The sequence below is a fragment of the Actinoplanes sp. NPDC051346 genome (assembly GCF_040682215.1).
Taxonomy (GTDB): Bacteria; Actinomycetota; Actinomycetes; order Mycobacteriales; family Micromonosporaceae; genus Actinoplanes.
Genome location: NZ_JBFBAJ010000016.1, coordinates 50145 through 74576, shown reverse-complemented (window position 1 = coordinate 74576; position 24432 = coordinate 50145). Strand labels below are relative to the sequence as shown.

The 24432-nt window shown below is 70.5% G+C and carries 17 protein-coding genes; 6 read left to right on the top strand and 11 right to left on the bottom strand.

From position 1 onward, the window contains the following. Nucleotides 1-25: 25 nt before the first annotated feature. The 5 genes from AB0M36_RS31845 to AB0M36_RS31825 form a co-directional block, all read right to left on the bottom strand. On the bottom strand, nt 26-463 hold the full coding sequence (locus AB0M36_RS31845; RefSeq protein WP_364165125.1) for a VOC family protein: 438 nt from the start codon (nt 461-463) through the stop codon (nt 26-28). A gap of 33 nt (nt 464-496) precedes the next feature. Further along, nucleotides 497-856 (bottom strand): hypothetical protein, encoded by a 360-nt coding sequence (locus tag AB0M36_RS31840; protein ID WP_364165122.1) that lies wholly within the window; start codon nt 854-856, stop codon nt 497-499. 68 nt (nt 857-924) lie between these two features. Next, nucleotides 925-2559, bottom strand: a complete 1635-nt coding sequence (locus tag AB0M36_RS31835) for a polysaccharide deacetylase family protein (RefSeq protein WP_364165119.1) — start codon at nt 2557-2559, stop codon at nt 925-927. Next, nucleotides 2559-3755 (bottom strand): UDP-N-acetylglucosamine 2-epimerase (non-hydrolyzing), encoded by a 1197-nt coding sequence (wecB, locus tag AB0M36_RS31830; protein WP_364165116.1) that lies wholly within the window; start codon nt 3753-3755, stop codon nt 2559-2561. The genes AB0M36_RS31835 and wecB overlap by 1 nt, the downstream gene beginning before the upstream one ends. 34 nt (nt 3756-3789) lie before the next feature. Then, nucleotides 3790-5139: a glycosyltransferase gene (locus AB0M36_RS31825; protein WP_364165113.1), complete on the bottom strand. Its 1350-nt coding sequence runs from the start codon at nt 5137-5139 to the stop codon at nt 3790-3792. Nucleotides 5140-5591: 452 nt separating this feature from the next. On the opposite strand from AB0M36_RS31825, the gene AB0M36_RS31820 reads away from it, so the two are divergent. From AB0M36_RS31820 to AB0M36_RS31810, 3 genes are read left to right on the top strand one after another with little or no spacing between them, the layout of a single operon-like run. Next, the gene (locus AB0M36_RS31820) at nt 5592-6170 is read left to right on the top strand and encodes a hypothetical protein (protein WP_364165110.1); all 579 of its coding nucleotides are present in this window, start codon (nt 5592-5594) and stop codon (nt 6168-6170) included. A gap of 52 nt (nt 6171-6222) precedes the next feature. Then, nucleotides 6223-8289: a flotillin family protein gene (locus tag AB0M36_RS31815; protein WP_364165107.1), complete on the top strand. Its 2067-nt coding sequence runs from the start codon at nt 6223-6225 to the stop codon at nt 8287-8289. After that, nucleotides 8286-13142, top strand: a complete 4857-nt coding sequence (locus AB0M36_RS31810; protein ID WP_364165105.1) for a DNA repair ATPase — start codon at nt 8286-8288, stop codon at nt 13140-13142. The genes AB0M36_RS31815 and AB0M36_RS31810 overlap by 4 nt, the downstream gene beginning before the upstream one ends. Here AB0M36_RS31810 and AB0M36_RS31805 read toward each other — a convergent pair. The 6 genes from AB0M36_RS31805 to AB0M36_RS31780 all read right to left on the bottom strand — a co-directional run bounded on the left by AB0M36_RS31805 (nt 13133) and on the right by AB0M36_RS31780 (nt 19144). After that, entirely contained in the window at nt 13133-13615 is a 483-nt protein-coding gene (locus AB0M36_RS31805; protein ID WP_364165102.1) for a hypothetical protein, read from the bottom strand. The genes AB0M36_RS31810 and AB0M36_RS31805 overlap by 10 nt on opposite strands. A gap of 94 nt (nt 13616-13709) precedes the next feature. Beyond that, on the bottom strand, nt 13710-14342 hold the full coding sequence (locus tag AB0M36_RS31800; RefSeq protein WP_364165100.1) for an ATP/GTP-binding protein: 633 nt from the start codon (nt 14340-14342) through the stop codon (nt 13710-13712). After that, on the bottom strand, nt 14320-14796 hold the full coding sequence (locus tag AB0M36_RS31795) for a DUF742 domain-containing protein (protein ID WP_364165097.1): 477 nt from the start codon (nt 14794-14796) through the stop codon (nt 14320-14322). The genes AB0M36_RS31800 and AB0M36_RS31795 overlap by 23 nt, the downstream gene beginning before the upstream one ends. A 49-nt stretch (nt 14797-14845) precedes the next feature. Next, on the bottom strand, nt 14846-15292 hold the full coding sequence (locus AB0M36_RS31790; protein WP_364165094.1) for a roadblock/LC7 domain-containing protein: 447 nt from the start codon (nt 15290-15292) through the stop codon (nt 14846-14848). Continuing rightward, on the bottom strand, nt 15289-18093 hold the full coding sequence (locus AB0M36_RS31785) for a nitrate- and nitrite sensing domain-containing protein (protein ID WP_364165092.1): 2805 nt from the start codon (nt 18091-18093) through the stop codon (nt 15289-15291). Before AB0M36_RS31785 ends, AB0M36_RS31790 begins: the two co-directional genes overlap by 4 nt. Next, nucleotides 18080-19144, bottom strand: a complete 1065-nt coding sequence (locus AB0M36_RS31780) for a hypothetical protein (RefSeq protein ID WP_364165089.1) — start codon at nt 19142-19144, stop codon at nt 18080-18082. The genes AB0M36_RS31785 and AB0M36_RS31780 overlap by 14 nt, the downstream gene beginning before the upstream one ends. A 501-nt stretch (nt 19145-19645) precedes the next feature. On the opposite strand from AB0M36_RS31780, the gene AB0M36_RS31775 reads away from it, so the two are divergent. The 3 genes from AB0M36_RS31775 to mtnA all read left to right on the top strand — a co-directional run bounded on the left by AB0M36_RS31775 (nt 19646) and on the right by mtnA (nt 24186). Beyond that, complete coding sequence (locus AB0M36_RS31775; protein WP_364165086.1) at nt 19646-20713, top strand: PHP domain-containing protein; 1068 nt, start codon at nt 19646-19648, stop codon at nt 20711-20713. 43 nt (nt 20714-20756) lie between these two features. Further along, nucleotides 20757-22427, top strand: coding sequence for a DUF885 domain-containing protein (locus tag AB0M36_RS31770; RefSeq protein WP_364165083.1), 1671 nt, complete (start codon nt 20757-20759; stop codon nt 22425-22427). A 598-nt stretch (nt 22428-23025) separates the two neighbouring features. After that, nucleotides 23026-24186: an S-methyl-5-thioribose-1-phosphate isomerase gene (mtnA, locus tag AB0M36_RS31765; RefSeq protein WP_364165081.1), complete on the top strand. Its 1161-nt coding sequence runs from the start codon at nt 23026-23028 to the stop codon at nt 24184-24186. Nucleotides 24187-24432: the final 246 nt, after the last annotated feature.

Below are 24432 nucleotides of genomic sequence, written 5' to 3'. Positions count from 1 at the left end.
AGTTACTGAAGTCGCGGGGCTGCCGTCAACTGACGCAGAACTCGTTGCCCTCCGGATCGCGCATGACGCACCACGTGAACGGCCCCTGCCGGCCGTCGTTCACGAACGTCGCGCCGCGGGCGACCAGCTCGTCGCGGACCCGCTCGCGGTCCTCGTCGCCGACCCAGATGTCGACGTGAATGCGGTCCTTGACCGTCTTGGGCTCCGGCACGTGGTTGAAGAGCATCCGGCGTGGTTTCCCGCTCGGCAGTTTCTCCGGATGAACGATGGCCGCGCCGGTCTTCCAGACCAGCCGGCCCTGGAAGACCAGGGTCTCGTCCTCGGTCGCGAAGCCCTTGGCGACCATGTCCCTGATGAAGTCCTCGTCCTGCGCCTCGACCTGCCAGCCCAGCGTCTCGGCCCACCACTGCGCCTGGGTGTGCGGGTCGGCGCTGTCGACGGTCACCTGGAAGTCATATGCCATGTCCGCAGCCTAAAACCGACCTCTGACAGAAAATCAGTTGTCGAGCAGACCCGGCAAGTAGCGGCGCAGTGCCACCACGTCGTACACCTGACGGATCTCGCTGACGCGGCCGTCGGTGACGGTGAGGAACTCGGCGACGCGGACCGTGCCGAACGGCGTGGCGATGTCGTAGATGAGCGACGCGCTGTCGCCCAGGGAGGTCGTCGACACGATCGAGATCGAATCGGCGAAGGCGGCGATGCGGTGCAGGATCTGGACGAGCTCCTCGTCGTCCACCGGGAGGTCCAGGTTCCACTCGATCTCGGCGTCCGGGGCGATGATCCGGCGCACCGCCCCGCGGTCCGCGCTGATCCAGGACGCGGAATAGAAGGCGACCACGTCGGTGGTTTCCATGGAGACTCCTTGACAGTGACAGCGGCCGCCGCCCGCGAGGGGCGGCGGCCGCGGCCGGCGGATGCTATCTAGTTGGCGACCATCGAGTCGCCGGTCACGAAGGTGTAGCCCTGTGCCTTGATGCCGGGTACGAGCTGCTTCAGGTAGTCCGTGCCGAGGTACGGGTGGTAGAAGAAGCTGGCCACGCCGTCGCGGACGACCAGGTTGCGCTCGGCCGAGGCGATCAGATCGGACGGCAGCCGGGCCGGGTGGCCGTTGTACGCGTCCGGCTCCACGTTGCCGATGTTCTCCGGGATGATCACCGAACCGTAGACGTCGCGGACGGCGTACGGGAAGAACTGGCCGAAGTGGCGGGTGTAGTCGAACTTGCGTCCGGTGAGGACGCCGGGGAAGTACAGGCCCCGGTCGTAGCGCTTGCCGACGATCGAGGTGACCGTCTGGTAGTCGACGGCGCTGCCGGCGTAGTGCGGGAACTCGAAGGTGGAGGGCACACCCAGGCCGGCGAGGGCGAAGGTCAGGCCCGACGCGGCGATCCGGCTGGCCATGTACGCGGCGGAGTCGCCGGCCACCGGCCCGTCGTAGATCACGCGGTCCTTCTCGTCGACGTGGGCGCGGTAGAACTCGAAGTCGTTCGCGCTCATGCCGTCGTACGGGTTGGCGGCGCTGCCGTTCTGGTGCGTGTAACCGTGCATGAGGAGCGTGCCGCCGCGCTGCTGCATGTAGCGCAGCGCCGAGACGACCTTCGGCCGCTGCAGCAGCGTGTAGTCCTCGGCCTTGCCGTCGTTCCCCACGCCCTGGGGGTTACGGAAGCGGGGGTAGACGGCGACGCTGAACGGCACCTTCTCCGAGTACAGGTAGTCGGCGATCGCGCGCAGCTCGGCCGGGTCCGAGTCCGGGCCGACGTCCTCGATGCGGGCCAGGGCGCGGTGGCGCTCGCGGGAGACGCCGGTGTCGCCCAGGGAGTCGAACAGCAGGTCGGCGAAGGCCAGGTAGCGGTCGTCGTGGGTCACGTACGTGAACGGGATCTCGCCGACGTAGGTGAAGTTGCCGGACTGCACCGCCCACGGGAAGGTCGAGCCGTCCGGGCGTACGGCGGTCGCCAGGGTCTTGGCCTTCGCCGGGTCGCTGACCGTCAGGTTCATGATCCCGGACTTGTTGATCGTGTCGCGGGTCAGCTTGCGGCCCTTGTAGTCGACCGTGGCGACGTCGGTGACGTCGAACGTGCCGCTGGCGAAGCCGTGCTCGGCGGCGAACGACGCGTCCTGCGACGTGAGCTGCCAGATGTTGTCGAAGAGCCAGGTGACGGGCTTCTTCGTCGCGGCGACGTCGGCCAGGAAGGCGGCCGGCAGCGGCTCGTCGTAGGTCGAGCCGAGGTAGACCACCGCGGTGTACGCGTCCAGGTCCTTCGCCTTGTAGTTCGCCACGGGCGCGGCGGTCCACGAGCCGAAGTGCGAGGCCAGGTTCGCCGTCTGGGTGGCGTAGACCTCGCCCATCCAGCCGTAGTCACCGGTGGTGTCGTACAGCACGAGCGTCTTCGCCTTGCCGCCGCCGGGCGCGGCCTTGCCGGACTTCGCGGCGATCGGCACTACGGCGGTGCGCTCCGCGGCGTCGGCGTTGACCACGCCCATGCCGAGCAGGGCTGATGCGGTGAGGGCGGCACCGGCGCCCACGAACGCGCGGCGGCTGAACTTGGGCATAGGCATCAGAAGGACACTCCGTACGTGGCAGAGGCGGGGGACGGCTCGAGCGCGGGCATGGGGTCCGGCTTCTTGGCCAGGCCGAGCAGGGCGGCCGTGGCCTGGGCGGTACGCCGGGCGGCGAGGCCGTCGCCGTACGGGTTTCCGCCCGAGGCCATCGCGTCGCGGCGGAGCCGGCTGTCGAGCAGTTCGGCGGCCTCGTTGACGATCAGGTCGGTGTTCGAGCCGACGAGCTTCGCGCAACCGGCGTGCAGTGACTCGACCCGCTCGGTGACGTCCCGCAGCACCAGGGCCGGCACGCCGAACGACGGTGCCTCCTCCTGGATGCCGCCCGAGTCGGTGAGCACGAGGTAGGCCTCCGACAGCAGGCGCGACAGGTCCGGGTAGGGCAGCGGGTCGGTGACCGTGACCCGCTCGAGCCCGGCGAGTCCGGCCTCGACCTGGGCGCGGACCGCCGGGTTGGGGTGGCTCGGCAGGATCACGTCGATGTCGGCGTACCGGCTCACCAGCTCGCGAACCGCGGCCAGGATCCGGTCCAGGGGAGCGCCCCACGACTCGCGCCGGTGCGCGGTGACGAGCACCAGACGGCGGTCGCCGGCGGCGGCCCGGGCGGCCGCGACCCGCTTGTCCTCGAAGGGCAGTCGGCGGCCGGCGACGGCGAGCGTGGCGTCCACGACGGTGTTTCCGGCGATCAGCACGTCGCCGGAGTCGATGTTCTCGTCCAGCAGGTTCATCGCGGCCAGCGGGGTGGGCGCCAGGTGCAGCGCGGCGACCTGGGCGACCAGGCGGCGGTTGGCCTCCTCGGGGAACGGCGAGTCGAGGTCGCCGGAGCGCAGGCCGGCCTCCAGGTGCACCACCGGGATCCGGCGCCAGAACGCGGCGAGCGCGCCGGCCAGGCTCGTGGTGGTGTCGCCCTGCACGATCACCGCGGCCGGGGTGCGCACGGCCCACAGCTCGTCGAGCTGCCGGATCATCGCCGTGAGCAGTTCGGCCTGGCTGCCGCTGTCGCGCTCGACCTGGAGCGTGACATCGGAGGTGAGGCCGAAGGCGGCGAGCGCCTGGTCGACCATCGTCGGGTGCTGGCCGCTGGCGACCATGACCGGGCTGAGCAGGCCGGCCTCGCGCAGGGCGAGCACGACCGGGGCGAGCTTGACGGCTTCGGGGCGGGTGCCGCCGATCAGGTGCACTTCGGGCAGTGACATGTGGGGGGAGCCCTTACTTCGAGGAGGGGGAGCCTCAGGCGGGGACGGGGACTTGCAGGTGTGGTGCGGCGATCGGCTCCTCGGCGAGCCGTTCGGTCTTGGCCCAGGCCTGGCGGCCGCTGGCTTGGCGAGCCAGCGCCCGGTAGGTCGCGATCAGGCCGAGGAGCAGGAAGACCGGGTACGCGAGGGCGGCGGTGAGCAGCCGGGAGAGGCTCTCGTCGCGCAGCCGGTGTCGGTGCACCAGCGCCCAGACGAGGCCGGGGAACATCGTGACCGCCAGCCACACCTCGCCGCTGTACGCCAGCTGCTGCCAGGTGGGCAGGTACGGCATCGGGTAGCCGACCGCCAGGCCCACCGCGGCGACGGCGACGCCGACCAGCAGGACGACGGTCACCAGCGCGTTGATCCAGGGTGAGATCAGGTAGTGCATCACCTCGAGTAGCGACGTGATCCCGATCCGCGGCGAGCTGATCAGCCGGCGCAGGTAGCGGGCGCACTGCAGGTTGCCCTGCGCCCAGCGGGTGCGCTGGCGGGTGAGCCGGCGCAGGTCGACGACGGCCTGCTGGGTCACCGACGCCCGGGAGGTGTAGCGGATGCCGACTCCGTCCAAGTGCATGCGGAGGCCGAGTTCGAGGTCCTCGACTAGGCAGGCGGACCACGGCGCGTCGCCGAGGGCGATCAGCCCGGAGAGGCGGGTGAACTGCCCGTTGCCGCCGAGCCCGACCGTGTCGATGGCGTCGCGCAGGCTCTGGCAGGCGTTGACGATCGCGGCGAACTCCAGGTCCTGCACCGCGCCGAGCAGCTTGTCGCGGTTGCGGATGCGCACCTGCACCTGGACCGCGCCGATGTTCGGGTCGCGCATCATCCGGGAGACCTCGAGCAGGATGTTGCGGCTGCCCTGGCCGTCGCCGTCGATGATGCCGATGACGACCCGCTCCGGGCTGACGCCGGCCTCGGCGCTCCGCTCGGCGATGTAGCGGTACGCCGCGTTGAGCGCCTCACCCTTGCCCTGGCGTGCCTCGGGCAGCTCGCGACGCAGGACGACGAGCCGCGGGTGGTCGATCGCGGCGAGCACCTCGGGAGTGCGGTCGTCGGAGCCGTCGTCGACCACGAGGACGCGGGCGAGTGTGCCGCCGGGGCCGCCGAGGCCGAGCGCGGCACGAACGGTGTTGCCGACGACGACCTCTTCGTTCAGCGCGGGAACGATGATCCAGAAGTGCTCCGGGGTGCCGTCGCCGTGCGCGAGGGACTTCGCGACCAGCGACTTGCGGTGGGACGCCACGTAGCGCACCGCGAAGCTGACGAGACCGAGGGTCGACACGGGCCAGGCCAGCATGATCGCGTAGCCGACGACCACGATGTACCAGCTGTCCGCTGCCGTCATCTCACCCTCCCTCTCTCGTCACTGAACGTGCTCCGGACCGTCCGACTCTTGCCGTGCCGTCGGACGTATCAGGACATTATTCGGCTACGCAGAGTGCAACAAGGGTCCGTACTCCGACCGGCGGGCGGGTCTGTCTATTTGGCCCATGTCAGACATCTCAGGCATCTCAAAGGGGACGAAACAGGATCGTCTGCAAGGGCACCCGTCGATCGGACATATCCTCAAGAGCCGGTAAACGCGGGCTAAAGGCAGCCACAATGCAACTCTGCGTAACGGGCTCCTCGCGCCATGCTGCGGTCACTCTCGGTAGCAGAACGCGCTGATGGGGCGTCTTCATGATCGGCCGAACGGGCGATCAACCCGGTCGAAGCGGGGGCGCGGATATTGACGAGGCCTGCCATCATCGATGTCACCGCAGGCCGCGGTGCTGTCACGGGGGACGGGGCTGATACATGGGTGGGTTCTTCGAGGCTGTGCTCAGCTTCCCCACCGTCGTTCTCACTCCGCTCCTGATCGTCGTCATCGGTTACTGGCTCGTCGTCATCGTGGGTGGCGCCGATCCCGAGGGCGACGGCGGCGGAGAGTCCGGTGGCTTCCTGGGCTTTCTCGGACTCGGCGGTGTGCCAGCCTCCGTCGTCCTCTCCCTGCTCGTGGTCTTCGCCTGGTTCGCCACCCTGGCCGGTGCGCAGCTGCTCGGCGCGATACCCGCCGTCTTCGTGCTGGCCGGCGCGGTCGCGGTCGCCTGGGTGGTGGCGCGGCTCTCCGTCCTGGTCATCAAGCGTTTCCTGCCCGCCGGCATCGAGCCGTCGCGAGCCGACTTCGTCGGTCTGACCTGCGTCGTGCGCACCGGACGGGTGACACGCACCTTCGGCCAGGCCGAGGTGCACGCCCCCGACGGGTCGTCCGCGATCGTGCAGGTCCGCCAGGCCGGCGACGACGACCTCCGCGCGGGCACCGTTGCCCTGCTCTACGACGTGGACCCCGACGGCGAGTTCTTCTGGATCGTCCCCGCCGACATCGCCACCGGTTAGAGGTCCATCCGACCGCCCCACCACCACCCACAACACGACTGAAGGCTGCTTAATGGACGTGATCTCCACCGGTTTCGGTGTACTCATCGCCGTGGTGCTGCTCATCGCGCTCGGCGTGGTGTTCTTCATCAGCCGCATGTTCCGCAAGGTGGAGCAGGGCAAGGCGCTCATCGTGTCCAAGGTGCGCCGCGTCGACGTGACGTTCACCGGCGCCGTCGTGCTTCCGGTGCTGCACAAGGCCGAGATCATGGACATCTCGGTGAAGACGATCGAGATCTCGCGTACCGGCCGCGAGGGGTTGATCTGCCGCGACAACATCCGGGCCGACATCCGGATCACGTTCTTCGTCCGGGTAAACAAGACCACCGAGGACGTCATCAAGGTCGCGCAGGCGATCGGCACCACCCGGGCCAGCAGCGAGCAGACCTTGCAGGAGCTGTTCAACGCGAAGTTCTCCGAGGCGCTGAAGACCGTCGGCAAGCAGCTCGACTTCGTCGACCTCTACACCAAGCGCAACGAGTTCCGCGATCAGATCATCGAGGTCATCGGCACCGACCTCAACGGCTACAGCCTCGAGGACGCGGCGATCGACTTCCTCGAGCAGACGCCGATGAGCTCGCTCGACCCGAAGAACATCCTCGACGCGCAGGGCATCCGGAAGATCACCGAGCTGACCGCGATCGAAGCGGTGCGCACCAACGACTACCGGCGTAACGAGGAGAAGGAGATCACCCGGCAGAACGTGGACGCCAAGGAGGCGATCCTCGAACTGGAGCGCCGGCAGGCGGACGCGGAGATCAAGCAGCGCCGGGAGATCGAGACCATGCGGGCCCGCGAGGAGGCCGAGATCGCCCTCGCGCACGCCGAGGAGCGGCTGCGCGCCGAAGGCGCCCGCCTGCGTACCGATCAGCAGCTTGGTGTGCAGGAGGAGAACAAGGCCCGGGAGATCGCGGTCGCCGAGAAGAACCGCGAGCGGGTCATCGCGATCGAGACCGAGCGCATCGAGAAGGACCGGATGCTCGAGGTCATCGGCCGCGAGCGGGAGACCGAGCTCTCCACGATCGCCAAGAACAAGGAGGTCGAGGGGGAGAAGCGCTCGATCGCCGAGGTGGTCCGCGAGCGCATCGCGGTGGAGAAGACGGTCGCCGAGCAGGAGGAGAACATCAAGCGGCTGCGCGTCGTCGAGGAGGCGGAGCGCACCCGGCAGGCCGTGATCATCAACGCCGAGGCCGAGGCGCAGGAGGCCCTGGTCAAGGACATCAAGGCCGCGGAGGCGGCCGAGACGGCGGCGAAGTTCAAGGCCCGCGAGGAGCTGCTGCTGGCGGAGACCCGCCAGCAGACCGCCGAGCTGGACGCCCGCGCCAAGATCCGGCTCGCCGAGGGTACGCAGGCCGAGGCGGCCGCCGCGGGCCTCGCCGACGTGCAGGTGCGCGAGCGCAACGCCGACGTGATCGAGAAGACCGGCCGCGTCAACGCCGAGGTGATCGAGAAGACCGGCCGCGCGGAAGCCGCCGTGGAACGCCAGAAGGCGCTGGTCGCCGCCGAGGCGATCCGCGAGAAGCTCAAGGGCGAGGCCGAGGGCCTGACCGACAAGGCCGCCGCGATGGGCGCACTCGACGACGCCACCCGCGAGCACGAGGAATACCGCCTGCGGCTGGAGACGGAGAAGGAGATCCGGCTCGCCGGCATCACCGTGCACAAGGAGATCGCCGAGTCCCAGGCCATGGTCGTCGCGGCCGGCTTGGAGAAGGCGAACATCGACATCGTCGGCGGCGACTCGGTCTTCTTCGACAAGCTGCTCGGCTCGATCACGATGGGCAAGAGCCTCGACGGCTTCGTCGAGCACTCGACCGTGGCACAGGGCATCGGCTCGCGATACCTCGACGGCTCGGCCAACCTCGTCGACGACCTCGGCCGGCTGCTCGGCTCGGTGTCGACCGGCGACGTGGCCAACCTGACCCTCGCCGCGTTCCTCACCCAGCAGATCAAGGCCGGCGGCGCCGACGAGGGCAAGCTGCGTGAGCTGCTCGCCGCCGCCAAGAAGTTGGGCGTCGCCGACACCAGGGTCTCGGCCCTGACCTCGACGACCGCCAACGGCGCGGTGGTGGCCCAGCAGTGACAGCCGCCGCTGTGAGTGCCGCGGTCCCCGAGGCCGCGGCACTGGATGCCGGCACCTACGAGGTGCTGCGCGCCCGGCTCGGCGGTCAGGCCAAGGAGCTGGCCGCGCGGGCCGAGGCGCTCAACACCCGCCGGACGGAGACGTTCGGCGGGCAGCAGATGCGGCTGCTCGGCGCGGAGCGGATCCGCACCGAGAACAACTGCGTCCCCCGGGACATGGTGCAGGTCGGCGGCTCCATGCTGTTCGGCTACAACGTTTTCATCGGTCTGCGCACCGAGACGACGGTCGACGACGTGTTCGCCGTGCACGGCTTCGCCGAGGGCGTGTTCCACCCGGCGACGCTGCCCGGCCTGCTCGACGATCCGCAGTTCCAACGCGACTTCGCCGAGCTCTACAGGTATTACCGCGAGACGCACCTGCTGCAACTGCGCCGCCGGGAAGGGCTGCTGCTCGCGGTCTTCCAGACCGGCGCCCGCGCCGACGACCTCAAGGTGCTGCGCTGGCGGGTCGGCAACGACGGTTCCGTGGCGTACGTCGACAACCGCGGCGAACGCGACCACGTCTTCCCGCCCTCGCACGACTTCGAGTGGACGCTCACCACCCGCGAACAGCACGTGCTCGGCCGGCACCCGCACGTGTCCATCGAGGACGAGGTGTTCGTCGAGACGGTCGGCGGCACCCTCACCGTGAAGGTGGAGAACAACACCGAGGACGGCGAGGGCGTCTTCTCCGAGCCCGTCGACGAGCCGTTGCAGAGCCTCGCCGACGCGGAGATCGCGTACGCGCGGATCGGCCCGCTGATCCTGCTGCGCGTGCTGCCGTACAAGGAGACGACGCAGCGGTATCTGGTGTTCAACACCCGTACCCGCGACGTGGTCCGCCTCGATGGGATCGGCCAGGCGTGCCAGCGCCTGCCGGAGGACCAGGGATTCATCTTCCCCGGCGGCTACTACCTGGCCACGGGTCTGGCCAAGACGTTCGACGCCGACGTGGCCGACCTGGAGTTCGAGCGGGTCGTGCGCTCGGTCAACGGCGAGGACGTGCTCTACGTCTTCCACGCGCGGGCCACCGGACGCTATCTGCTGCTGCCGTACAACGTGATCCGCAAGGAGGTCGCCACCCCGATCCCGTGCCACGGCTATTCGCTGTTCGACGACGGCACGCTGGTGGCGTTCCGGGCCGGGTCCGACGAACCGGCCCGCGTGCATCCGATGCAGATCTGGCAGACGCCGTACGTCTCGGACACCTTCGCCGCCGCCCAGCCGGTCGGCACCGGCCCCCTGGACCGGGTGGGCAACGCGGACCTGGTGCGCGGCATCGCCGACGCGCTCTCCGTCTCGCGCATGATCGAGGAGATGACGCCGTCCGGGGCGGTCTTCGAGGCGATCATCGCCGCCTGCTCCCGGCTCTTCGACCAGTATCACTGGCTCGCCGAGGCCGAGCTGGAGGATCTCGGCACGCCGCTGGCCGAGGTGCGGGCGACCGCCGAGCAGGTGCTCGACGAGTTCGAGTCGGTGCAGGCGCTGACCGCACAGGCCACCACGGCCGTCGACGAGGCCGGCGCGGCGACGACGTCGCTGATCCGCCGGGCGCGGGGTGAGGTGCCGACCACCACCGACGCCTGGATCCGCCAGCTCGCCGCGCTGCGGCAGGCGCAGGGCCGCGTCGTGACCCTGCGGGAGCTGCGGTACGTCGACACGGCCCGGCTGGACGAGCTAGCCACCGAGTTGTCCGCCGAGGTCGACTCGACAGCGCGCCGGGCCGCCGAATTCCTGCAGCGGCCCGACGCCTTCGCCGGATATCAGAAGTCCGTCGACCAACTCGTGGCCGACGCCGCGGGGATCGAAACGGTCGCCGCGGCCGTCCCCGTCGCCGAGCGGCTCGCCGAGCAGGCCGACGGCCTCCAGGTGGTCACCGAGGTCGTCGGCGGCCTGGACATCGCGGACGCTACCGTCCGCGTCGGCATCCTCGAGCGGATCGGCGAGGTGCTCGGCGGCGTCAACCGGGCCCGGGCGACGCTGGACGCCCGCCGTCGCGAGCTGGCCGCCGCGGAGGGCCGTGCCGCCTTCGCCGCTGAGTTCGCACTGCTCACCCAGTCGGTGACGGCCGGTCTGGCCGCCGCCGACACTCCGGAACGCTGCGACGAGCAGCTCGCCAAGCTGATGCTGCAAGTCGAGGCGCTGGAGTCGCGGTTCGGCGACTTCGACGACTTCATCGATCAGCTCGCCGCGAAGCGCACCGAGGTCTACGAGGCCTTCGCGGCGCGGCGCCAGGCGTTGCTGGACGAGCGGTCCCGGCGCGCCGACCGGCTCTTCAACTCCGCGCAGCGCACGCTCGCGAGCGTCCAGCGCCGGGTCGCCGGCCTCGGCACCCTCGACGAGGTCAACACCTACTTCGCCACCGACCCGATGGTCGGCAAGCTGCGGCAGGTCGCCGACGAGCTGCGTACGCTCGGCGACTCGGTCCGGGCGGAGGAGCTGGAAGGCCGCGTCAAGGCCGCGCGGCAGGAGGCCGGGCGGTCCCTGCGCGACCGGCTGGACCTCTACGGCGCCGACGGCACCACCATCACCCTGGGCCGGCACACCTTCGCGGTCAACACGCAGGCGATCGACCTGACGCTGGTGCCGGACGGCGAGGAGTTGGCGTTCGCGATCACCGGCACCGACTACCGCGCGCCGGTCCGCGACGAGTCCTTCCTGGCCACCCGCCCGTTCTGGGACCAACCGCTGGTGTCGGAGTCGACGGAGCTGTCCCGCGCCGAGTACCTGGCCGCGGCCCTCTTCGCCGAGAACCCGCCGGGCGCGGCCACGGCCCTGGCCGACGGCGCCCTCGACGCACTGGTACGCCGAGGTGCCGAAGCCCGCTACGACGAGGGCTACGAGCGCGGCGTGCACGACAGCGACGCGACACTGATCCTCAGCTCGGTGATCCGGCTGCACGCCGCCGCGGGCCTGTTGCGCTATCCCGCGCCGGTCCGCGCCGCCGCGCAGCTCTTCTGGGCCGGACTCACCGCGCCCGAACAGACGTCCTGGTCAGTGCGGGCGGCCTCGCTCGTCCGCGCCCGGGAGCTGTTCGGCGCCGGGCAGGACCTCGCCGACCTGTGCGACGCCCTCGCCGCCGCGGCGGACGCGGAGCGGGCGGTGGGCGAATACCTGGTCGAGGAACTAGCCGCCGCCCCGGCCGGCTTCGTCACCAGTGCGACCGCCCGAACCTTTCTCGACCGCTTCCACCGGGCGCTGACCGCGGAGCCCGCCCGGAGCTACGCGGACGACCTTCGGGCGCTCGACGCCGACCCGGCCGCGCGCCGGCAGCTCGTGCACGCGTGGCTGTCGGCGTTCCACCGGGCGCACCCCGACGCCGGGACCGCGAGCGACGTGGCCGAGGCCGTCGCGATCGAGCTGACCGGCACCGCACTGACCCGTTACGACTCCGCCGCGACGGTGAGCGAGACCGTGTCCGGGCTGCTGTCCGCGCACCCGCGCGTCGTCGAGGGCCGGCTGATCGTACGGCTGGACGAGTTTCTCGAGGTCGGGCGGCGGTTCCGTGAGGAGCGGGTCCCGGCGTACAGGGCGTACCAGAAGCAGCGGACCGCCCTGGCCGCCGCCGAGCGGGACAGGCTGCGCCTGGACGAGTACCGGCCGGGGGTCATGTCGGCGTTCGTGCGCAACCGGCTGCTCGACGAGGTCTACCTGCCGCTGATCGGCGACAACCTGGCCCGGCAGCTGGGCGCGACCGGCGCCGGCCGGCGCACCGACCAGTCCGGCCTGCTGCTGCTGATCTCACCGCCCGGCTACGGCAAGACGACCCTCATGGAATACGTCGCCAATCGCCTGGGCCTGGTCTTCGTCAAGGTCAACGGGCCGGCGCTCGGGCACGAGGTGACCTCCCTGGACCCGGCGCAGGCGCCGGACGCCACCGCCCGGCAGGAGGTCGAGAAGATCTCCTTCGCCCTCGAGATGGGCAACAACGTCCTGCTCTATCTGGACGACATCCAGCACACCTCGCCGGAGCTGTTGCAGAAGTTCATCTCGCTCTGTGACGCCCAGCGCCGGATGGAGGGCGTGTGGGAGGGCCGGACGCGCACCTACGACCTGCGGGGCAAGCGGTTCGCGGTGTGCATGGCCGGTAACCCGTACACGGAGACGGGTCGACGGTTCCGGATCCCGGACATGCTCGCCAACCGTGCCGACGTCTGGAATCTCGGCGACGTGCTCGCCGGCCGCGAGGAGGCGTTCGAGATGTCGTACCTGGAGAATGCCCTGACCTCGAACCCGGTGCTCGCGCCGCTCTCCGCCCGGGACCGTGCCGATCTGCCGCTGCTCGTCCGGCTCGCCGAGGGCGACGACTCGGTGCGGCCCGACCGGCTCAGCTACGCCTACTCGGCCGCCGAGCTGGAACAGGTGCTGTCCGTGTTGCGCAAGATGCGGAGGGTGCAGCGCATCGTGCTGCGGAACAACCAGGCGTACATCGCCTCGGCGGGGCAGGCGGACGCCTCCCGCACCGAGCCGCCGTTCAAGTTGCAGGGCTCGTATCGCAACATGAACAAGCTCGCCGAGCGCATCGTGCCGGTGATGAACGACGCCGAGCTCGACGGGGTCGTCGACGACCACTATCTCGGCGAGGCGCAGACGCTGACCTCCGGCGCGGAGGCCAACCTGCTCAAGCTCGCCGAGCTGCGCGGGCGCCTCACCGAGGAACAGGCTGCCCGCTGGGCCGAGGTCAAGGCCGCCTTCCTGCGGGAACAGGCGCTCGGCGGGGCCGAGGACGACCCGATGACCCGGGCCGTCGGCGCGGTGGGCCTGCTCGCCGACCGGGTCGGGGCGGTCGAGAAGGCGATCCGGGATCAGTCCTGAGCGTGGAGTAGCGAGGGGTCCTCGCGGAGCATGGCGGCGAGACGTTTGGCCGCCAGCTCCGTCTCCTCCTCGTCGACCTTGAGCGGGACCGGCTCGGGCAGGGGGGAAACCGATTCCTCGTGACGGTGGTGACCGGGCTCCCAGCGCGGCTCGGGCTCCGGCTCGGGGAAGGGCTGAGCCACCTCCACGTCGATGATCTCGCCGTGCGCCGGCTCACTTGCCCGCTGCGCCACCGAGTTGTCGGCGCTGACCTGCACGATGCCGTCCTCGAGCGCGAAATGCAGCAGCACCGGGTCGCCGGCGCCCTCGACACCGACCGTCACGGCGAGCTCGGGGTTGCGGCCCACGACCGCGGCGATCGCCTCGACCAGCTCCGTCACGGCCGGTGGAGTGCTCGTGGCCTCGCCAGCGGCACGGCGGCGCAGCTCGTCGCGGCGTGCCAGCTTGTCGAGCGCGTCGTCCAGTCCTCGCACGTCACCTTCCTCCCGTCACACGCTGTCGCCTCGTTCAACTGTGCCCGGTCGGAAGCCGATTTGGGAACCGAAACGCAGCGACTCGGCGCACACCTTACGACGAGCGCATCCGCATCGCCTTGTCGAGTGCCCGGTCGAGCACTACGAGCAGGGCGTCGCGGACGGAGCCACGGAACCGGGCGTCGTACTGCACAATCGGCACCTCGTCGGGGATTGCGAGGGCCCAGCGCACTTCGTCCAGGCTGTAGCCGAGTTGTCCGTTGAAGGTGTTGACGCCGACCACGAACGGAAGGCCGGCACGCTCGAAATAGTCGATCGCGGGGTAGCAGTCGTCGATCCGTGACGTGTCGACCACGACGAGCGCTCCCAGGGCGCCCCGGACCAGGTCGTCCCACATGAAGGAGAAGCGGGTCTGGCCCGGCGTGCCGAAGAGGTAGAGCTTCAGGGTCTGGTCGATCGTGACGCAGCCGAAGTCCATCGCCACGGTGGTGCTGGCCTTGGCGGTCGACTGGTTGGGGGTGTCGACGCCGACCGACTCCATCGTCATCTCGGCCTCGGTGGTCAGCGGCGAGATCTCCGAGATGGCGCCGACGGTCGTCGTCTTGCCGACGCCGAAGCCGCCGGCCACGATGATCTTGACCGGCACCGGCGGTGCGGCCTTCTGCGGCGCACTCGGTACGCGCGCGGTGCCGACGACGCGGCTGTCAGGATATGGATCGAAGTCCACGGATCACTCGCATGATGGTGTCGGGGTCGGGGAAGTCGCTCGTCATCACCTGCACGTCCAGGTGCCCGGAGGCGCGCAGGTCGTCGACCAGGATCCGGATGACGCCAAGGTGCATTCGGAGCCGGGCCGAGATCTCGGCGACCGACAGCGGCTCTCCACAGAGCTGGACGATGGCCCGCCGCTCGGGAGAGAGCCGCGCGGCCGTCGCGCCGGGAAGCGCGCTGACCTGCGTCTCGAGCCCGATGTCGGCATCCTGGCCGCTGACCCGTCCGGACGTGATGACGAACGGCCGCAACGACGTGGCGTGTTCGTCGGGGCGCTGGCCGGGCGCGGGCCCGGGAGCCGGACCCGGCGGCGGCTCGTGCCGCACGCCGGATCCCATGTTGCGCAGGAACGGCCGGACTCCGGGCGTCGCCGGGAAGTCCGGGTCGTCGGAATCGGCCGAGTGCCTCATCGGGGCCTGTTCACGACCTTCCTTGGGTCGAGGTTCAGGGTCATCAGTCTCATTGCTGGACGGCGTTCTTCAGTTCCGCGATGAGGCGCGGGCTGAGCGCTCCGCCGGCGCGGGTGGCGAACAGCGTCATCTCGTAGGCGAGGGTGCCGAGGTTGGCCGTCCGGTCCGCGATGACGCCGAGCACGGAGCCGGCGCTGATGGTGGTCACCAGCAGGTAGCCGTCGGCCATGTCGATGATGACGCGGTTGAGGCTGCCGAGCTGGTACCAGCTGGCGGCACCGCCGGAGAGGCTGGTCAGACCCGAGACGACCGCCGCGAGGCGCTCGGCGTTGGGCCGGTCCTTGATCGCCGACATCGCCATCAGCAGGCCGTCCGAGGAGACGGCGATGGCCTCGACGACGCCGGCCGTGCCGGACGTGAACGAATCCAGCAACCAGTTGAAGGTCTTCGCCTCCGCGCTGAGCTGCGAGGTGTCGGCGGGGTACGGGGATGTCATCGCGGTTGTCCCTCGGGTTGTGGCTGGGTTTCATGCAGTGCTCGGGCTACGCCGTATTCGAACTGCTCCATCAGGGCGCGGGCGGCGTCCGGGTCCAGCGGCGCGGCGGGTGCGGCGGGCCGGGGCGGATTCACCGATTCGTTCATGGGGAGGGTGGCGCCGGGCACCCTGCGGGTCAGCCCGGGATGGGCCGCGGCCGGTGGGGCCGCCGGCGCCACGGCCGACGACGGTGCGGCCAGGTCCTGCTCCACGACATCCCACTGAGCGCGGGTCACGCCGGCCTCGAAGGCGTCGAACGCCTCCCGGGCCGCGAGCGCGTCGTCGGTGGTCGGCGGCGGGGCCGTGGTCCGCGGTCCGGTTTCCACCGGCAGCTGGCTGCCGGGCACACGCCGGCGCAGCGCTGGCCGCGAGCCGTCGGGCGACTCCGGGCTCGTGCGCGGCCGCGGCGCGATCGCCGGGGGTACGGCGCGCTGCGGCACGACCGGCACGGCGTGCTGCGGCACGACGGGTACGGCGGCACGGGCCACAGCCGTCTCGGGATAGGACCGGACCTGGTCCGGGCGCTGGTTCGGCGCCTCCACGGGTGCCGACATGACGACCGGGCTTCCCAGCGCGGGACGCTCCGTCTCCACGTAGCGGCCCGCCGCGGGAAGCTCGGGCAACGCCGTCGGGAAACGCCCGGCCACCGGGGCGGCCGCATACGTCGCCGGATGCTCGTGCACCTCGACCGGGATCGCTTCGAGCTGCGGAGCGGTCGCCCGTACGGTGAAGGCGTTCCAGGTCTTGGCCACCTCCAGGGTGTGGGTGGCCCGGCTGAGCACATTGGGGTCGAAGGGCTGGGCGCTGCCCGGCGCGGACCGGGTGGCCCCGCCGACGACCAACGGCGCGAACTCGGTGTGGTTGCTCGGCACCTTGGCCTGGATCGGCGCGACCGGTGCGGGCATCGGTTCCGGGTGGGCGAGAAGATGCGCGGGCGCGAGATCGACCCAGGCGGTCACGCCGCCGTCGGGGGTGTCGGTGAGCATCACCTCGATGCCGTGCCGGCGGGCGAGCCGCCCGACCACGAAGAGGCCGAGCACCTCGGTCGGCGCCAGGTCGAGGCGCTCGCGGCGGGTCAGCCGGGCGTTCTCCTCGGCCAGGCGTTCCGCCGCCAGGCCCAGACCGTGGTCGACGATCGCGAGGCGGGCGCCGCCGCGATGGTCGGTGGCCGTGACGGCGACCCGGGTGTGCGGCGGCGAGAACGACGTCGCGTTCTCCATGAGCTCCGCCAGCAGCAGGGTCAGGTCGGCCACGACGGCGGGCACGACCACGAGATTCTCGGGCACCTCGACGTCGACGCGGGTGTAGTCCTCGATCTCACCGAGGGCGAGGCGTACGACGTCGGACAGGGCCAGGGGAGCCATGTGATCGTTCGTGCCGGCGCCGCCGGAGAGCACGACCAGCGAACCGGCGTTTCGGCCGAGACGGCTCGACAGGTGGTCGAGGCGGTACAGGTCGCGCAGGCGGTCGCCGTCGGTCTCGCGGCGCTCCAGGTTGTCGATCAGGGCGAGCTGGCGGCCGACCAGGTTCTGGGTACGCCGCCCGACGTGCCCGAACATCTGGGCGACGTTGCGGCGGCTGAGCACCTGGCGTTCCACCAGCTGGGCGGCGGTGTTCTGCACCCGGTCGAACGCCCGGGCCAGGTCGCCGATCTCGTCGCGACCCGCGACGTCGACCTCGTCCAGGCGGATCGGGCGGGCCGCCTCGGCGTCGTCGTCCGCGACCCGCTGGAGCTCGGCCTCGGCGGCGCGGGCGATCCGGTCCGCCGACCTCGTGAGGCGGCGCAGCGGCCGCGCGACCGCGCGCGCCATGAACAGCGACAGCGCGACCACCACGAGCAGCAGCAGGAGCGACACGCCACCGACCAACGCGGCGGTGCTCAGCGCGTTGTCGCGGTCCTCGGTCACGGCCGCGTCCACGTCCGCGGCGACCCGCTTCTCCACGAAGCCGCCGAGGACGATGACGGAGCGCAGCGAGGGCAGCAGCGTCTGGATGTTCAGCAGCTTGATGGCCTTGGTCGGTTCGATGACCACTTCGGCGAGGAAGCGTTCGCCCACCCGGGACGCGAACGCCTCCTGGGCGCCCAGATAGAGCTGGTACTGCGCGGTGGTGAAGTAGGCCTGCGAGTTGGTGATGAGCAGCTGAAGCTGCACCAGCGTCGCGTTGAAGAGGCCGACCAGCGCGGCGTTCTTGGTCACCACGGCGGCGGTCAGGTATCCGGCGGCCTGCCCGATCATGTCGTCGGACCGCAGGGCCTGCTCGAGCGCGTACACCTGCCGGCCGGCCGACGTGGCCAGGTCAGCCTGCCGCGCGAGCGCGAGCTGGTCGATGATCGGGGTGACCACGCCGGTGAACTGGGTGACGATCTCGTCCGGCCGGATGCTGCGGTTGAGCACGTTGGCCCGGGTGCTGGCGAGCGACGACACGTTGTCGACGGCCTTCGTCAGCCCTGGCGACAGCGACTGGTCGAGCCTCTTGAGCGCGCGGATGCGGTCGGTCGCCTTCGCGGTCTGCACCGCGAGCTCGGGCTCCTGGACCAGGCCGAAGAGATAGCTGACCGAGAGCAGGCGCTCCTCCTGGAGCTCCTGCAGCGCCGAGCCGACCCGGGTGGCGAGCTGCACCGCGTCCGACGTGTCCTGGGCGTCCCGCGCGACGTCGATGCGGTTGACGACGATCGGCACAGCGAGCGCGATGACCCCGATCAGCGGCACGAGGACCAGCAGGGTCAGCTTGCCCAGGATGCGGAGCTTACCGAAGAGCACCGGATCGCTCCCTCCGCGAAGAGGAGACCTCGCCGTGTGCCGGTACGTGCCGGTCGGGCTCCCACCCGGGGGTTCCCACCGTCATGTCCCGGGTGGTCTCACCCGGAACGCGGGCGGACGCGGGCGCGGCGGTCGACCGCCGACGGCCGGTCAGGTGGACGACGATCGCCGCGATGGCGAGCAGCCCCATGGAGCTCGCCACCACCAGAGCCTCGATCGTGCGGTAGGTCAGGGTGTCGAGCCGGTCCTCCAGCAGCCGGGACATCTCCCGGTTGGTGATGCCGGACAGGTTCGCGAGCGAGAGCTGGAGCTGGCTCTGCGCGGTAGCCATGGTGGCGACGTTCGGCACGCCGCCCGGGTTGGCGCCGCGGGTGAACGACTCGATGCCGCGACGGAAGTTGTCGAGACCGGTGACCAGGTTGCCGCTGAGCGTCGAGCTGTTGGTGTCGTCGACCGCTTCCTGCAGGTTGTCGGTGAGGCTGCCCACGGAGTTGTCGACCGTGACCAACGCGGCGGCGAACTGCGCGCCGAGCTGCTCGCGCTGCCGGCCAGTCGCCTTGTCCACGAGCTGGCTGAGGTCGCCCATCCGGCTCACCTGGATGACGGTGGTGGGCAGGTCGATGGCGACCGCCTCGGCCAGGTGCGCGATGTCGTTGTCGGGGTCGTGCAGCAGATCCGAGTTGTCGCGGACCGCCTCGTAGAGGGCCAGGGCGAGCTCGGTGACCTCGACGTGGGCGCCGAACACGGCGGCCGGGGAACCGGTCTCCTTGGACAGCAGGTCGATCTTCTGCTTGAGTCCGTTCCAGCGGTCGCTGGTGCCCAACTCGGCGCCGAGGCGCTGGTCGGCGGCGTTGACGCCGGCGATCGCGGCGGTCAGCGTGCCGGGGGTCGCGTTCACTCCGGACATGGCCGAGGTCTGTGCCTCGGCGAGCGCGCTGACCAGCGGGCTGAGGGCGGTGATGTACTCCACGCCCTTCTGCTCGAGCCGGGTGCTGTCGTCGGAGTCGGAGACGTCGCCCCAGACCCGGACGAACAGGATTCCGGCCGGCACGAGTATCAAAACCGTCAGAACAGCCGCGAGCACAGACCGCATCCGGGTTCGCCGGTTATCCACCGAGACTGACATTGCCCACTTCCTCCGCCATGCACCCGCGATAGACCGTTTTGGCGGCTACCCTCCGTAGCCGTCCAGGCGCACCGATCCGGGCCAATCTATCCGGGAAACAATCATGCGACCCCTTTCTTAGGGTCAGAGTTGGATCCTCTGATCGGGGGATGGACCATGAGGGTGACCTGCCCGTAAACGCTTGCTACACCCACAGCTACCAGGCCGCCGCCCCAGGTCGGGACGGGGTGGGCGGTCCGTGTGGAGGGCGTTACGGACTGGCACTTTCCGCGCTATGAGGGGCTTCCACAGTGGAATAGGATGTCACGTCCGCCGACGACACGTTACGGGCGCATGGTGACTCCGAGTGATGATGCGAACACGCCTCGGATTCCGTCGGCCCGTGGCAGGCAGCTGTGAATCGAATCACCACCTACGCTGGGCGACATGGCCTCTCGTGATCCGGTCGCCGACCTGCGACGCATCGCGTTTCTGCTGGAGCGCGCCAACGAGGCGACATACCGGGTGAAGGCGTTCCGCTCGGCGGCCGCGACGGTCGCCGCGCTGCCGCCCGCGGAACTCGCCACCCGGACCGCCGAAGGCACCCTCGCGAAGCTCTCCGGCGTGGGCGAGGTGACCGCCCGCTGCATCACCGAGTCGCTCGGCGGCGAGGAGCCCGTCTACCTGCGGCGGCTGGAAACCACCGAGGGCACAGACCTCGAGGGCGCGGCCGCCGTCCTGCGCGAAGCGCTCCGCGGCGACTGCCACGCCCACTCGGACTGGTCGGACGGCGGCTCCCCGATCGAGGAGATGGCGCTCGCGGCGGTCGAGATCGGTCACGAGTACCTGGTGCTCACCGACCACTCCCCGCGCCTGACGGTCGCCCGCGGCCTGACCGCGGAGCGGCTGCGCCGGCAACTCGACCACGTGGCCCGGCTCAACGACGCCCTGCCCGAGGGATTCCGGATCCTCACCGGCATCGAGGTCGACATCCTAGCCGACGGCTCGCTCGACCAGGAAGACGAACTGCTGGCCCGCCTCGACGTCGTGGTCGGATCCGTGCACAGCGGACTGCGCGACGACTCGGCGAAGATGACCCGCCGAATGCTGACCGCGATCGCCAACCCGCACCTCGACATCCTGGGCCACCTGACCGGGCGCAAGGTCTCCGCGGCGGGCGAGGGAGACCGGGCACATCGCGGCGGACGCACCCGGCCGCCCAGCGAGTTCAACCTGGAAAAGGTGCTCGCCGCCTGCCTCGAACACGACAAGGCGATAGAGATCAACTCGCGGCCGGACCGGCTCGACCCGCCCAAGCGCATGCTCACCGTCGCGGTCGAAGCGGGATGCCTGTTCAGCATCGACACCGACGCGCACGCGCCGGGACAGCTCGACTGGCAACGGTTCGGATGCGAGCGCGCGGCGCTGTGCGGCGTACCGGTCGACCGGGTCGTCAACACCTGGCCCGCCGACCAGCTACTCGCCTGGACGGCTGGCCACTGCGGCACGGCGTGAATACCGCGCGCGAATTGTCGGTGGACTCCCGTAGGGTCGCCCCGTGGGACAGATTGATGACCTCGCCAACCGCTACGTCGACGAGTGGGCTCCGCTCAACCCGACCGGCGCCACCTTCATCGGCGTGACCGGGTTCGACGACCAGCTCGACGACCTGTCGCCCGAGGGCTACGAGGCGCAGGCCGACCTCGTCCGGCGAACCCTCGCCGAGCTCGACCCGCTCGAGCCCGAGACCGAGGCGGAAAACGTCGCCAAGGACGCGATGCAGGAGCGGCTGGGCCTCGATCTGGCCCGCTACGACTCCGGCGACGTAGCCAGCGAGATCAGCGTGATCGCCAGCGCCGTGCACAGTCTGCGCATGGCCTTCGACCTGATGCCGGTCCAGGGCGAGCAGGCGGCGGCCAACATCTCCGCCCGGCTCGGCGCGTTCCCGCGCGCCCTCGAGCAATACAAGCGCAGCCTGCTCGGCGAGGCCGCCAGGGGCAACGTGAGCGCCAGCATCCAGATGGTCGAGTTCGCCGATCAGTGCGACGCCTGGACGGACCCGGCCCGCGACAACTTCTTCCACGGGTTCGCCGACGGGCTCGGCGCACAGGGCGCGCTCCTCGCCGACCTGCAACGCAACGCTGCCGCGGCCACGGCGGCCACGGCGAGCTTCGCGCAATTCCTGCGTACGGAGCTAGCCCCGCTCGGCCGCGACAAGGAGGCGGCCGGCCCCGAGCGGTACGCCCGCGCCTCACAGTATTTCCTCGGCGCGAAAATCGACCTCGAAGAGACGTACGCCTGGGGCTTCGAGGAACTTGCCCGACTGGAGCGCGAGATGCGCGCCGTCGCCGCCGAAATCGCCGGCCCCGGAGCCACCGTCGACCGCGCTGTCGAGGTGCTCGACGCCGACCCGGCCCGCAACATCGCCGGCAAGGAAGCCTTCCGCGACTGGATGCAGGCCACCGCCGACAAGGCCGTCTCCGAGCTGAACGGCACCCACTTCGACATCCCCGAGCCGGTGCTAAGGGTCGAGGCCTGCCTCGCACCCACCAGCGACGGCGGCATCTACTACACGGCGCCGAGCGAGGACTTCTCCCGCCCGGGTCGCATGTGGTGGGCGGTCCCCGAGAACCAGACCGAGTTCTCCACCTGGCGCGAAACCTCGACGGTCTATCACGAGGGCGTGCCGGGCCACCACCTCCAGATAGGCCAGACGATCCACCGCGCCGACCTGCTCAACCGCTGGCAGCGCCTGCTCTGCTGGTGCTCGGGCCACGGCGAGGGCTGGGCCCTCTACGCCGAACGCCTCATGGACGACCTCGGCTACCTCGCCGACCCCGGCGACCGCCTCGGCATGCTCGACGGCCAGGCGCTGCGCGCCACCCGGGTCATCGTGGACATCGGCATGCACCTCGAGCTGGAGATCCCCCGCGACAACCCGTTCGGATTCCACCCGGGCGAACGGTGGACGCCCGAGCTGGGCTGGGAATTCCTCCGCCAGCACTGCCGCATGCAGGAGGACGTCCTGCGCTTCGAGTGGAAGCGTTATCTGGGATGGCCCGGTCAGGCCCCCTCCTACAAGGTGGGCGAACGCATCTGGCTCCAGGCCCGCGACGACGCCAAGGCTCGGAAGGGCGCGGCCTTCGACCTGAAGCAATTCCACCGCGACGCTCTGAACCTGGGGGGATTGGGGCTGGACCCGCTGCGAAAGGCGCTCGCCCGCCTCTGAGCTGGCATTCCTGTGGGAGTCGCCCTGATGTTCGCGGTTAGACGTGCGTCGTTGAGGTTTTGCCCCCTGTGGGGGCGTTTTGGGCGGGGATCACCTCACTCCGGGCGGTCAGGCTTGATCCCTGCGTGAGGCGATCCCCGCCCAAAACGCCGTTGTGGTCCCGCTGGGGTGGCGACCGCGCGGCTTTGTTCGCTAGCCGATCGTGGTGTCAGCTCATGGGTCGGCCTGCGGGTTCGCGCACGGCCCGGCTTGCGGGTCATGGCAGCGCCGGTGGAAGGCGGCCGGCGCGGTCCTGCTGCTGAAACTGCCCGCTGCCATGGCAGCGATTCCGCCGCGCCAGCGCCCCGTCAGCGCGTCCACCCCGTCAGCGCGTCCATGCCTCGTCAGCGCGTCCGTGTCTCGCCTGGGCGTCGTGCCTCGTCTCCCGCCGCGCGCGTTTTGGCTGCGCGTCGGTGCCTCGCTTGCGCCTGGCCCACGTCGGCGCGTCCGCGCCCCGGCATCGTGCCCGCGTTCGCGCGTCGCTCGCGTTTGGCCGCGCGCGTTTGCGCGTCGCTCGCGTCTGCCTCGCCGGCGCCCCGCGCGCATGCCTTTCCCGCCCATGCTCCGTCAGCGTTCCCATGACCCCGGGGGTGCCGATGGCTGCCGGCCCGAAGGGGCCTTCGGCGGCCCGTCCAGCTCGCACGGCCGCACGGCCGCGCGTCGTCGGCTGGGCGCTGCGGATAGCGGTTGGCGCGACGACGTTAAGAGCGGGGTCGATGCGTCCACTGCCGTCCGGCGCGGTACTAGGCTGCCGCGCATGCGGACCATTGACTGGGTTGACGGGGGCGTCGAGCTCATTGACCAGACGGCCCTGCCTGGCGAGCTCATAGTGCAGCGTGTCACCGCCGTTGCCGACCTAATTGCGGCGATCCGGTCGCTGGCCGTGCGGGGCGCTCCCGCGCTTGGGGTGGCTGGTGCTTTCGGGGTCGCCCTTGCGGTGCGGGAGTTCGCCGGGGATGCGGAAGGGACGGCCCGCGCTGTGCGAGCGGTGGAGGTTGCGCGGCCTACCGCCGTGAATCTCGCGCGCGGAGTCCGCCGGGCTGCCGCGCGGCTCGATGACGGCCCTGAGGCGGTGCTGGCCGAGGCGTGCGCCGTACGCGATGAGGAGATCGCGGCGTCGACGGCCATGGCGGCGTTCGGGGCGGATCTGCTGCAGGAGCTCTGCGGGGAACGGCCCCGGGTGCTGACCCACTGCAACACCGGGGCGCTCGCCGCGGTCGTGGGTGGCACCGCGCTGGCGGTGGTGTTCGAACTGCATCGGCGAGGCGCACTGGCCGGCGTTATTGCGAGCGAAACCCGGCCCTTGCTGCAGGGCGCTCGGCTGACCGCGTGGGAACTGGACAAGGCCGGCATCCAGTTCCGGGTAGCGGTCGACTCGGCGGGCCCGTTCCTCCTGGCCCGCGGCGAGGCGGACGCGGTCATCCTCGGCGCCGACCGCATCTGCGCGAACGGAGACGTCATCAACAAAGTCGGCACTTATGCACATGCGCTCGGTTCCCGGCGAGCGGGAGTGCCGTTCGTGGTGGTCGCCCCGGAGTCGACGGTGGACATGGACACTCCGGACGGCGGGGCGGTCGAGATCGAGGACCGAGGGTCGGCAGAGGTGACGCCGTTCTCCGCGGCGGTCAACCCGGCCTTCGACATCACGCCGCATGACCTGGTCACGGCCATCGTCACGGACCGGCGAGTGGTACGCCTCGACCGAGGCGAAAAACTCTGAGCGGCGGCCTCAGGCCGCCACAACTTCGCACCCTGGCGGCGTGACGGCAGGCCCGATGAGCCGTCAGGCCCGATGAGCCGCCAAGCGCGATGACCCGGCAGCCGCAGCCGGCATGGCGACTGGCCAGCAAGTGTGACCGGCAGGTAAGGGCGACTGGCCAGCAAGTGTGACCGGCAGGTAAGGGCGACTGGCCAGCAAGTGTGACCGGCAGGTAAGGGCGACTGGCCAGCAAGTGTGACCGGCCGG